Annotated in this window: 3 protein-coding genes; all 3 read right to left on the reverse strand. The window is 68.4% G+C overall.

Annotated elements, in window-relative coordinates; translation table 11 throughout:
• Positions 1-33: 33 nt before the first annotated feature.
• Positions 34-1257: a hypothetical protein gene (locus tag ACT6Y9_RS09475; RefSeq protein ID WP_443744344.1), complete on the reverse strand. Its 1224-nt coding sequence runs from the start codon at positions 1255-1257 to the stop codon at positions 34-36.
• Between the two features lie 179 nt (positions 1258-1436).
• Positions 1437-2405 carry a nucleoside hydrolase gene (locus ACT6Y9_RS09480; RefSeq protein ID WP_443744345.1) on the reverse strand — a complete coding sequence of 323 codons (969 nt, stop codon included), beginning with the start codon at positions 2403-2405 and terminating at the stop codon, positions 1437-1439.
• A gap of 49 nt (positions 2406-2454) precedes the next feature.
• On the reverse strand, positions 2455-3417 hold the full coding sequence (locus ACT6Y9_RS09485) for a ribokinase (RefSeq protein WP_443744346.1): 963 nt from the start codon (positions 3415-3417) through the stop codon (positions 2455-2457).
• Positions 3418-3570 lie beyond the last annotated feature (153 nt).

The raw sequence follows: 3570 nt of genomic DNA on the forward strand, positions 1-3570 counted from the left end.
AGTCCTCCGTTTTTTCATGCCTGCTTGGTCGAACTACTGCGGTTCCGTGCGCCGGCGCACGCGTCGGGCGGCAAGTCTTCCCGCCCATCCAGCGACTGAGAGCACCGATGAGAGCATCGCCGCCGCGCCTTCAAAAATCCGCACTCCTCGCTTCATCATCCGGTAGGACGCCCGCGAGGTCGCCGCCATGAAGTGGCGCACGTCGCGCAGCACCGTCTTCGCGGGCAGTCGGTCGAGAAGCTTCACGACCTCGGGCCCGAAGCGGTAGACGCTCATCACCTCGGCGACGCCGCGCTTCTCCACCGCCCGCACGATGCCGGGGCCACCGAAGCGGAGCACGGCCGCCGCGTCGCCGCCCAGCTTCTCGGCCGTGCGCACGACGCGCGGTATGTCGGCGAGGTTTTCCGAGCGGTTGAGAACTTCGAGCGCGGCGCCGAGTCCCTGCGTCGCGGCGCACCGCGTGAGGCCGCCGAGGGATTCGAGCTTTTTCGCCGCCCGCCCGCCTTCGGCCGCAAGCGCGGTCCTCCCGACGTCGAGCTCTTGCAGGAACGAACTCCAGGCGGCCTTGGCGCCGCCTCTTCCGCCCGCCTCCACTACGGCGTCCAGAGGCGCCACGCGCCCGATCACGGCCCAAGGTTCCGCCGCCGCCTCGACGAGCTCGCGCTCGATCCGGGGCGGGAGCTTCCCCGCGCGCTTGGCGGTCTTGAGGATCGACACCGCGCCCTTCGCCGTCGCGGCGGCGGGCGCTTCCGGCGTGAGCGCCGCGGCCGTGAGCACGATGCCGAGGGCGGAGAGCCCCGCGGTGAAGGCGTCCACAGGTTCGCCCGCGTACCAGCGGGCGGACTCCCTCAAGAGGTCCCGCACGTCGCCCACGGCCGTGAGGTCGGAGGCGAAGCCCGCGGCCTCGCCGTAGGTTTCGGCGCTCCCGCCCGTGAAGAAGCCCTTCATGGTCTCGGCGGCAACGTAGCCCGGAGACGCGCGCACGGCTTCGGCGCGCTTAAGTACCTCCGCCACTTCGCGCCCGGGCGTTTGCGCCGCCGACACGCCGGGAAGCGAGAGAAAGAGCCGCGCGTACTCCTCGGCCGTCCGATAGTCTCCGCGGGCGTAGAGCGTCTGGGAATATTCGATCGGGTTGACGATCTGCACGTCGGCGAGATAGTCCACGCGCTCGAAGACGATCCAGTCGACGGCCGCCGCCCCGAGGGCGAGCGTGAGGACGGGACCGGCAAGGGCGCTGAGCTTGAAGATGTTCGCCATGAAGAAGGAGAGGAGGACGCGGCAGGGGTGCGGAAGGTCGAATGACGGCGCCCTCCGAGCCTCCGGAAAGGACGAAGGACGCGTCCTCCCATTCTAGAAAGAGCGTCCTTCCTTGTTTTTCCGACGGCGGCGGAAAAGTCTTTCGGAACGTTCCGGCGCTTTCCCGCGCGTGAAGTGCGTCAGAGGCGCTTCACCGCGTCGATCATCAGATCCCAGAAGCGGTCCACGTCGATTCCGAGCCCCGCGATCGTGTGACATTCGCCTTTGACCGGGCGGCGGAGGTCCGCGACCGTCATGCCGGTGGTGAGCGCGCCCTTGAGTTCGACGTGAATCGGCGCAGGGCGCAGCGTGATGAGCGTCGGATCAATCACGCAGGCGACGGCGCAGGGGTCGTGCAGCGGCGGCGCGTCAAAGCCGCGCCAGACGCGGTAGTTTTCCGCATAGTCGTCGAGGATCCGCGAGAGGAGCTCGGCGGGCTTGGTGCCCACGGCGCGGATGCGTTCGCGCACCGCGGCGTTCGCACGCGCCTGATACGTGAGGTCGAGCCCGATCATCGTCACCTTCCAGGGCTCCTCGAAGACGATGTGGGCGGCCTCGGGGTCGTTCTCGACGTTGAATTCCGCACAGGCCGTGGCGTTGCCCTCGCGGCAGGCGCCGCCCATCAGCACCACCTCCTTCACACGGGAGACGATGCGGGGTTCGAGCCGCGCGGCGAGCGCGATGTTGGTGAGGGGACCGGTCGGAACGAGCGTCACCGTGCCGGCGGGCTCACGCATCACGACGTCGACGATCAGCTGCGCGGCCGGACGCGGATCGAGCGCGATGTCCGCTTCGGGAAGCTCCTCCTGGGTGAGGCCCCCGAGTCCGGTTTCGCCGTGGATCTCGGGCGCGGCCTCAATGGCCGGGCGGATGAGCGGCCGGCGGGCGCCCATCGCGACGGGGAGGTCCGTGATGCCGGCGACCCGCAGCACGCGCAGCGCGTTCGAGGTCACCTTCTCGATCGTCTGGTTGCCCGCGACGGTCGTGAGGGCAAGGAGCTCCACGTCAGGCGAGCCCGCGGCGAGCAGAATCGCCGCGGCGTCGTCGCACCCGGGGTCGCAGTCGAGGATGATGCGGCGCGGCGCCGCCTTCTGAGGGGTGGTCGTCATTTCGGAAGTTCCTTCAATCTGGAGGCGCGGCGCGCGGGCGGGAGCGCGGTCAGAGCGAAAGGATCGCGGTGTCCACGTCGTCGAAGGTCGGGATCGACTCGGCCGAACCCGCCTTCGTCACCGACATGGCGGCGGCCATGGCGGCGAACTTGAGGCCCTCCATCAGGACGGCGTGGCGGCGCTCGGCGGCGATGCCCTGCTCCTCGAGCTTCCAGGCGCGCATGAGCGCGCGCACGGCGTAACCCGTGAAGGTGTCGCCCGCGCCGGTGGTGTCGACCGCGTGGACGCGGAAGGCGGGAAGGTGCTCCACGGCGAAGCCCGGCTGCTTCACGGCGACGCCGCGGCTGCCGAGGGTGACCAAAAGCACCGTGTCGGGGTAGCGGCGGCCGAGCTCCTCGACCATCGCGAGCTGCTCTTCGAGCGTCTTCTCGGCCTTCTCCATCGCGAGGAGCCCTTCGGCTTCGGTTTCATTGAGCACGAGCGCAGAGAGGCGGTTGAGCGGATAGAGCGGCGCCTGACGGTCGAAGGGCGAGGGATTGAGGATCACGCGCATGCCCTTCTCGAGACCGAGCTCGATCGCGTCGCGCACGGCGCTCGTCTCGTTCTGCACGAGGAGCGCGTCGCCCTGGCAGAAGCCTTCGATCACCTCCTTCACGAAGCTGCGTGTGAGGCGCACGTTCGTGCCGGGGTAGTAGAGGATGGCGTTCTCAGCCTCGGGAATCACCTGAATGAAGGTGTGGCCCGACGGTTCGTTCTCGAGCACCTTGACGAGCGAGGTGTCGACGCCTTCGTTCGCAAGGAAGGCCTTGAGGAAGCCGCCGTCCGCCCCCACCATGCCGGCGTGGGAGACCTTCAGGCCCGCGCGGGCGAGCGCCACGCTCTGGTTGAGGCCCTTGCCGCCGATGTGCACCGCGCGGCGGTAGGCCGCTAGGGTTTCGCCGCCCCGCAGGAAGTGCGGCACCTGGTAGACGTAGTCGATGTTGAGCGAGCCGATGTTGAGAACGCGGGACATGGTGATGAATCCTTGTCGAGGCTTTGGGTGTGAATTGGGAAAATTCTGAAAGGATAAACCGATTGCGCGCCGTTGAAAAGGCCGGGAGGCCGCCCGGACAGGGCTGACGCACGGCGAAGTGGTCACTTCGTCGAACGATAGATCTCCACCAAT

This window comes from Sutterella sp. (genome assembly GCF_052272535.1).
Taxonomy (GTDB): Bacteria; Pseudomonadota; Gammaproteobacteria; order Burkholderiales; family Burkholderiaceae_F; genus Sutterella.

Excerpts from the sequence above, each read along its gene's own strand:
- ACT6Y9_RS09480 (WP_443744345.1), bottom strand. The coding sequence starts at position 2,405 with ATGACGACCACCCCTCAGAAGGCGGCGCCGCGCCGCATCATCCTCGAC.
- ACT6Y9_RS09485 (WP_443744346.1), bottom strand. The coding sequence starts at position 3,417 with ATGTCCCGCGTTCTCAACATCGGCTCGCTCAACATCGACTACGTCTAC.
- ACT6Y9_RS09475 (WP_443744344.1), bottom strand. The coding sequence starts at position 1,257 with ATGGCGAACATCTTCAAGCTCAGCGCCCTTGCCGGTCCCGTCCTCACG.